General features: G+C 75.3%; 5 protein-coding genes. 4 read left to right on the top strand and 1 reads right to left on the bottom strand.

Annotation, left to right across the window (positions count from 1 at the left end; translation table 11 throughout):
- Positions 1–1,176: 1,176 nt before the first annotated feature.
- Entirely contained in the window at positions 1,177–3,150 is a 1,974-nt protein-coding gene (locus tag ACZ6S8_RS36920; protein ID WP_469462437.1) for an AfsR/SARP family transcriptional regulator, read from the bottom strand.
- A gap of 207 nt (positions 3,151–3,357) precedes the next feature.
- Here ACZ6S8_RS36920 and ACZ6S8_RS36915 point away from each other — a divergent pair, with 207 nt between their 5' ends.
- The 4 genes from ACZ6S8_RS36915 to ACZ6S8_RS36900 all read left to right on the top strand — a co-directional run bounded on the left by ACZ6S8_RS36915 (position 3,358) and on the right by ACZ6S8_RS36900 (position 6,229).
- Complete coding sequence (locus ACZ6S8_RS36915; protein WP_469462435.1) at positions 3,358–5,007, top strand: phage tail sheath family protein; 1,650 nt, start codon at positions 3,358–3,360, stop codon at positions 5,005–5,007.
- Positions 5,008–5,163: 156 nt separating this feature from the next.
- Positions 5,164–5,607 carry a phage tail protein gene (locus ACZ6S8_RS36910; RefSeq protein WP_383931163.1) on the top strand — a complete coding sequence of 148 codons (444 nt, stop codon included), beginning with the start codon at positions 5,164–5,166 and terminating at the stop codon, positions 5,605–5,607.
- The gene (locus ACZ6S8_RS36905) at positions 5,607–6,086 is read left to right on the top strand and encodes a hypothetical protein (RefSeq protein WP_469462433.1); all 480 of its coding nucleotides are present in this window, start codon (positions 5,607–5,609) and stop codon (positions 6,084–6,086) included. Before ACZ6S8_RS36910 ends, ACZ6S8_RS36905 begins: the two co-directional genes overlap by 1 nt.
- On the top strand, positions 6,083–6,229 hold the full coding sequence (locus ACZ6S8_RS36900; RefSeq protein WP_469462431.1) for a hypothetical protein: 147 nt from the start codon (positions 6,083–6,085) through the stop codon (positions 6,227–6,229). The genes ACZ6S8_RS36905 and ACZ6S8_RS36900 overlap by 4 nt, the downstream gene beginning before the upstream one ends.
- Positions 6,230–6,504: the final 275 nt, after the last annotated feature.

Below are 6,504 nucleotides of genomic sequence, written 5' to 3'. Positions count from 1 at the left end.
GGCCCCGCCCCGGGGGCGGGGGCCCCCCCCCGCGGGGGGGGGCGGGGGGGGGGGGCGCGGGGGCCCCGGGGGGGGGGGGGCGCCCCCCCCCCGCCCCCCCCCGCCGGGGTCCCGCCGCCGCCACCGCCCGCGCCGCCCCCGCCGCCGCCTCCGCCGGGGGCGGCCCCCGTGCCCGCGGCGCCGCCGCCCCCTCCGCCGGCCCCGGGGTCACCGCCCGGGAGGGCGCCGCCGGGGAGCGGCTCCGGGGGCGGGGCGGGCGCGGAGGGCAGCGGGGTCTGCCCGCCGAGGGGGTCGGGCAGCACGGCCCCGGCCTCCGTCTTCGCCTCGCCCGCGGCCGAGTTCACCTTCGGGGCGAACCCGAACCAGAGCACGGCGAAGGCGACCGCCCCGGTGACCAGCAGGCCCCCGGCGAAGAGCAGCCAGCCGGGGAGCACCGGGCGCTGCTCGAAGTCGCCGGTCAGTTCCAGGTTCCCGGAGTCCCCCGAGCGGCGGACCGTCACGGTCGTCCGGTGCGTCTCGGCGCGGCCGGTCCAGCTCACCGACTGCGGACGGACCTCCAGGTCGGCGAAGACCGCTCGCCCCGGGGCCACTTGCACCGCGTTCGGCCGGATGTCGAAGGTGAGCCGGCCTGACTCGTCGCGGGCGGTCAGCGAGGCGGTCAGCGGGGTGTTGCCGAGGTTGTCCACGGCGACGGCGGCGCGTCCCCGCAAGCGCCCGACGAGGCTGGGCGGCACCAGTTCGGCGCGCAGTTCGGTGAACGGGGCAACGGTCAGCCGCCCTTCGACGACGTCACGCTGCCCGGGGTGCTCGCGCGGTTCGACGAGGATCCCGAACGGAGCGGGCCCCGCCGGGGCGTCGGGGGAACGCGGCGGTGCGAAGGAGATCTCCGCGGTGCCCTCACTGCCCGGGTACAGCCGCAGGGTGCCCGGTTCGACCCGGGCCCAGCCGGCGGGGGCGCCCACGATCGAAATCCGGTACTCCTCCACCGTGTCCCCGGTGTTGCGCACCCGCAGGCGGGCCGTGGTCCGGCCGCCGGGGTCGACGGCCACGGCGGCCGGATCGAGAGTGGTCCACATCGTCATGCGGGAAGGCTAGGCGGCGCGGACGGGCCGATCGGTGCCCGAACGTACCGGACCGGGGGCACACCTGGCTGCCCGTACGGACCCCCCGGACGGGTCAGTGCGCGGAGGGGACGGGGGTCTGCCGGGCGAACTCGCGGACCAGCGGGTGGTAGCGGTAGCTGGCCGAGGCGCCGGGCTGCAGCAGGCCCGAGTCGACGAGCTCGTCGATCGCGTCGGCCGTGCCGGCCTCGGAGGCACCGGTCACGTCGGCGGCCCACGCGTGCCCGAAGGCGTCGGGCGCCGCCGCGGTGGCCCGGAACGCCCGGGCGGCGGCCGGCGTCAGGCGGGCGTGGCAGCGGCGGAGCCGGTCCTCGACGGAGAGCCCGTCGGCCCGCAGCGCGGCGAGCAGCCGGGGGCCGTCCGCGGACGCGAGGGCCGCCGCCGGCAGCGCGGGGTCCAGGCTCAGTCGTCGCCCGGCCAGGTACAGGGCGAGCGGCAGTCCGGAGCACCGGCCGGCGAGGGCGCGCAGCGCCTCGGACTCCCCCGCCGGGCGCACCGGCCCGGCGGCGGCCTCCAGGAGCCGCAGTGCCGCCGCCCCGTCGAGTTCCCGTACGTCGACCAGGCGCGCCCCGGGGACGAGCAGACCCCGCCCGGTGCTGGTGACGAGTGCGGCGCAGCCCGGGGTTCCGGGCAGCAGCGGGAGCAGTCCCGCGGTGTCGTGCGCGTCGTCCAGGACGGCGAGGACGCGCCGCCCGGCCAGGAGCGAACGGTAGAGCGCCGCCCGGGCCTCCAGACCGTCGGGCACCTCGGGGCGGGACACGCCCAGCGCCTGCACGAGCCGGGCCAGGGCCTCGGCCGCGCCGCCGCGCAGGCAGACCCGGAGCACGCCGTCGGGGAAGGAGCCGCGGACCTGCTCGGCGACGTGTCCGGCCAGGGCCGTCTTGCCGATGCCGGGCATGCCGGTGAGCACGGCCACGGGCACGGCGTCGGCCCCGCCGGTGAGCAGCCGCGCGAGCAGGCCGGTCTCCGCGGCCCGGCCGGCGAACGCGACCGCGGGGGCGAGCGGAGCCGCGGGGGCGAGGGGGCCCGCCGGGGCAAGGGCCCCCGCCGGAGCGAGGGGCTCCACCGGGGCAGAGGGGGCCACCGGGGCGGACGGTGCCGTCATGGCGGAGGGGCCCACCGAGGCCGAGGGCGCCGCCGCGGTGAAGGGGAACGCGGGCGTGGACGCCGCGCCGGGTGTCGCGCGCTCCCTCCCCGGGGCCGCCGCGGGCCGGGAATCCGTTCCCGGTCGGACCGCGCCCGGTCCACCGGCGGCGGCCTGGGAACGCAACCTGCGGTGCAGTGCGGCCAGTTCGGGCCCCGGCGGGACCCCGAGTTCCAGGTCGAGGATCTTGCGGGTGACCTCGTACACCGCGAGGGCCTCACCGGAGCGGCCCGCGCGGTGCAGCGCGAGCATGAGCAGGGCCTGGGTCCTCTCGCGCAGCGGGTGCTCGGCGGCGAAGGCGCGCAGGGCCGCAACGGCCGCGATGTCCCGGTCGAGGCCGAGCTCCAGGGCGCTGTGGAAGTGGTCCTCGCGGGCGGTCAGCCACAGTTCGGTGAGCCGGTCCCGCTGCCCCTCGGCGTACGGGCCGGGGAGCCCGGCGAACGGCGTGCCCGACCAGAGTCCGAGCGCGTCGCCGAGGGTGCGGTACGCCTCGCGGGTCTCGCCGGCGGTGCGCAGCCGGGCGGCGTCGGCGAGGCCCCGTTCGAACTGGTCCATGTCCAGGACCGGTTGGCGCAGCCGCAGGGCGTAGCCGTCGGGGGCGGACAGCAGGAGCCTGGCCGGCGCGCGGGCGGGCCGGTCCGGCTCGAAGAGGGAGCGCAACCGGGACACGTACGTGCGCAGGGTGCCCACGGCACGCGGTGGCACCCGCTCCCCCCAGAGGGCGTCCTGGAGTTCGGCCATCGGCGCGGCGCGCCCGCGCCGCAGGAGCAGGACGGCGAGCAGGGCCCGCTGCTGGTTCGATCCCAGGGCCAGCGGCGCTCCGCCGGACCCCCGTGCGGTCATCGGCCCGAGCAGCCGGAACCGCAGGCCCGTCGCGTCTCCCACGCCCTGCTCCTGCGTCACGCGCGCCCCCGATCCGCCGCACCACGGCCGGGAGCCACGTTACTTCGGCCGGGTGCGGGGGGTACGGGCGGGCAGCCCGGGCTGCCCCCGACTCCGTCCGCCCGGTCCTCCCGCAGCGGTGGGCGGATGGGCGAAGGTCGGTCTGACCAGCGGAACCGGCCCGTCCCACCACCGCAAGGAGATCACCGCGTGCCCACCTACCTGTCCCCCGGCGTCTATGTGGAAGAGGTCGCCGGCGGGTCCCGGCCCATCGAGGGAGTGGGGACGTCCGTCGCCGCCTTCGTGGGGCTGGCTCCCCACGGGCCGCTGAACGAGCCGACGCTGGTGACCAACTGGTCGCAGTACGTGGCCGAGTTCGGTGATTTCACGGACGGCTGCTACCTGGCGCACTCCGTGTACGGGTTCTTCAACAACGGCGGCACGGCGGCGTACGTCGTCCGGGTGGGCGGCGCCCCCGCGGCCGGACGTCCGGCGCCCGCTGCCGGCGGCCGCCGGGCCGCAGTGTCCGCCGCGTCCGGGCCGGCCGGTGCCTCGACCGCGCAGGAGCTCGCGGTCGGCGAGGCCGTCGCGCTCGGCGCGTTCAGGGTGGCGGCGCTCGCCGCCGGCCGGGCCGACGGCGGGACGCTGACCGTCGAGGTCCAGGACGTCGAGGGCGAGGGCGGCGCCGACCGCTTCAAACTGCTGGTCAAGGACGGCGACACGCTCGTCGAGGACTTCGACGTCAGCGCCCGCAAATCGGCGCGCAACTACGTCGTCACCCAGATCCGTCAGCGGTCGAAGACCATCGTGGTCGAGGAGTCCGCGCCGGGTGTGGCGCAGGCCCGGCCCGAGGCGCAGACGCTGACCTTGACCGTGCCCGCAACGGTCGTACCGCCCGCCTCCTCCGCCACGGCCCCGTCGGGAGCCGTGCGGACCTCCGGGGAAGACCGGCTGGAATCCGCGCAGTTCATCGGCGACTCCGCCGACCGCACCGGATTCGGCGGACTGGAGGCCCTGGACGAGATCAACATGGTGGCCGTCCCGGACCTCATGGCCGCCTACCAGCAGGGTCTGATCGATCTGGAGCAGGTCAAGGCGGTTCAGCTCGGCATGGTCGCGCACTGCGAGCTGATGGGCGACCGGATGGCGGTCCTCGACCCGCCGCCCGGGCTGAACGCCCGCGACATCCGCAAGTGGCGCATGGAGGTGGCCGGTTACGACTCGCGCTACGCCGCGCTCTACTACCCGTGGATCAAGGTCTTCGACCCGTCGAGCGGGCAGACCAAGGTGGTCCCGCCGTCCGGCCACATGGCCGGCGTATGGGCCCGCAACGACGCCGAGCGCGGCGTGCACAAGGCGCCGGCCAACGAGGTCGTGCGCGGCGCCGTCGACCTGGAGCTCCAGATCACCCGCGGCGAGCAGGACCTGCTCAACCCCGTCGGCGTGAACTGCATCCGCGCCTTCCCGGGCCGCGGCATCCGCGTGTGGGGCGCCCGGACCCTGGCCTCGGACCCGGCATGGCGCTACCTGAACGTGCGCCGCTACTTCAACTACCTGGAGGAGTCGATCCTGATCGGCACCCAGTGGGTGGTGTTCGAGCCCAACGACCAGGCGCTGTGGGCCCGGATCCGGCGCAACATCTCGGCCTTCCTCGTCAACGAGTGGCGCTCGGGCGCCCTGTTCGGCCAGCGGCCCGAGGACGCGTTCTACGTGAAGTGCGACGCGGAGACCAATCCCGTCGAGTCCGTGGACCTCGGGCGGGTGGTGTGCGAGATCGGCATCGCACCGGTCAAGCCCGCCGAGTTCGTGGTGTTCCGGCTGGCGCAGTTCTCGGGTGGTGGAGGGGAGCTGGAGGAGTAGAGCCCCCTCCCGCCGAGCGCCCGTCGACCGTCGACCGGCGACCGTCGACCGTCGACCGTCGCTTGACCGTGCGCACGCCATGCACGTCACGCACGTCCCCACGCCCGCACGCCCGTCCGCACGCCCGCCACACCCCCGTACAAGGAGAAGCCCCGCATGTCCCTTCAGCCGGGTGACGCGCTCACCTCACACAATTTCGGCCTGCAGATCGACGGTGTCATGGTCGAGTTCCTGCAGGAAGTCAGCAGCCTGTCCATGGAGCAGGACGTCATCGAGTACCAGCAGGTCTCGGCGGACGGCAGGCCCGTCATCAAGAAGCTGCCCGGCGTGAAGAAGGCCGGCCAGTGCTCGGTGACGCGGGGCGCGACCCAGTCGAGCGCGTTCACCGAGTGGATCAGCGCCTCCATCAACGGCGACATGGGCTCCGCCCGGAAGAACGCCACGATCATGATGATGGACTACCAGGACAACCCGGTGCGCCGCTACAACCTGCGCAATGCATGGTGCTCCAAGGTGGAGGTCAGCTCGGTGAAGGCGGGCGCCGCGTCGGCGCTCACCGAGCAGGTCACCATCACCTTCGAAGAGCTGGTCATCGAGTAATGCGACGCCAGGGACCGGGACATGGGCAGGGACCGGGTCAGGCTCAGAGTCAGGGGCAGGGCCCGGGAGAGGTGCCGGCCGGCGGCCCGGGTGCGGCCGTACGGGAGCCGCTGCGCACGGAGTTCGAGTTCGAGCTCCCGCGCGGCTTCGTGGACGAGTCCGGAGCCGTGCACCGGAGCGGCTCGATGCGGCTGGCCACGGCCCGCGACGAGCTGGTCCCGCTGCGGGACGTCCGGGTGCGCGAGAACCCGGCGTACCTGTCGGTGGTGCTGCTGGGCCGCGTGATCACGCGGCTCGGCACGCTCGCGGCGGTGCACGACGGGACGGTGGAGAACATGTTCGCCTCCGACCTCGCCTTCCTCCAGGACTTCTACCGGCGGATCAACGCGGAGGGCCACACCCGTGCGGCCGTGTCGTGTCCGCACTGCGAGGGCGCGTTCGAGGTCGAGCTGGCCGGGAGCCGCCTGGGGGAATCGTGACGTACGCGGCCGACCGGATCGAGGAGGAGACCGCGTACCTGGCCTACCACCTCCACTGGGACCTCGACACGATCCTCGATCTCGAACACGCGGACCGGCAGGCGTACGTACGGAGGGTGGCGCGGTGGGAGGAGGAGGCCTAGGCCGTCTCTTCGGATCTTGCCGGGCCCGCGACGCCTGGCACCGCGCCCGGCCGCACTGCCAGGGCAACCGAGTACGTCCAGTACACGGGCGCCCCGACAGCACGACCAGGCACGGCGCCAGACGCCGCGGGCTCGGCCGACAAGATCCGAAAGAGACGGCCTAGCGGGGACAGCGGCGGCGCGGTGAACCGGAAGGGGAAGGGGAGGACGATGGGACTGTTCGGACGACGCCGGCGCGGGCGGGACGGCGCGCTGGAGAGCACGGGACCGGCCGC

It is taken from the genome of Streptomyces sp. NPDC048461, from assembly GCF_055587105.1.
The sequence above is the reverse complement of the archived record's forward strand: the minus strand, read 5'-3'. Positions and strand labels throughout refer to the sequence as shown.

Coding starts and splice junctions, on each gene's coding strand:
- ACZ6S8_RS36910 (WP_383931163.1), top strand. CDS start 5,164: ATGTCCCTTCAGCCGGGTGACGCGCTCACCTCACACAATTTCGGCCTG.
- ACZ6S8_RS36905 (WP_469462433.1), top strand. CDS start 5,607: ATGCGACGCCAGGGACCGGGACATGGGCAGGGACCGGGTCAGGCTCAG.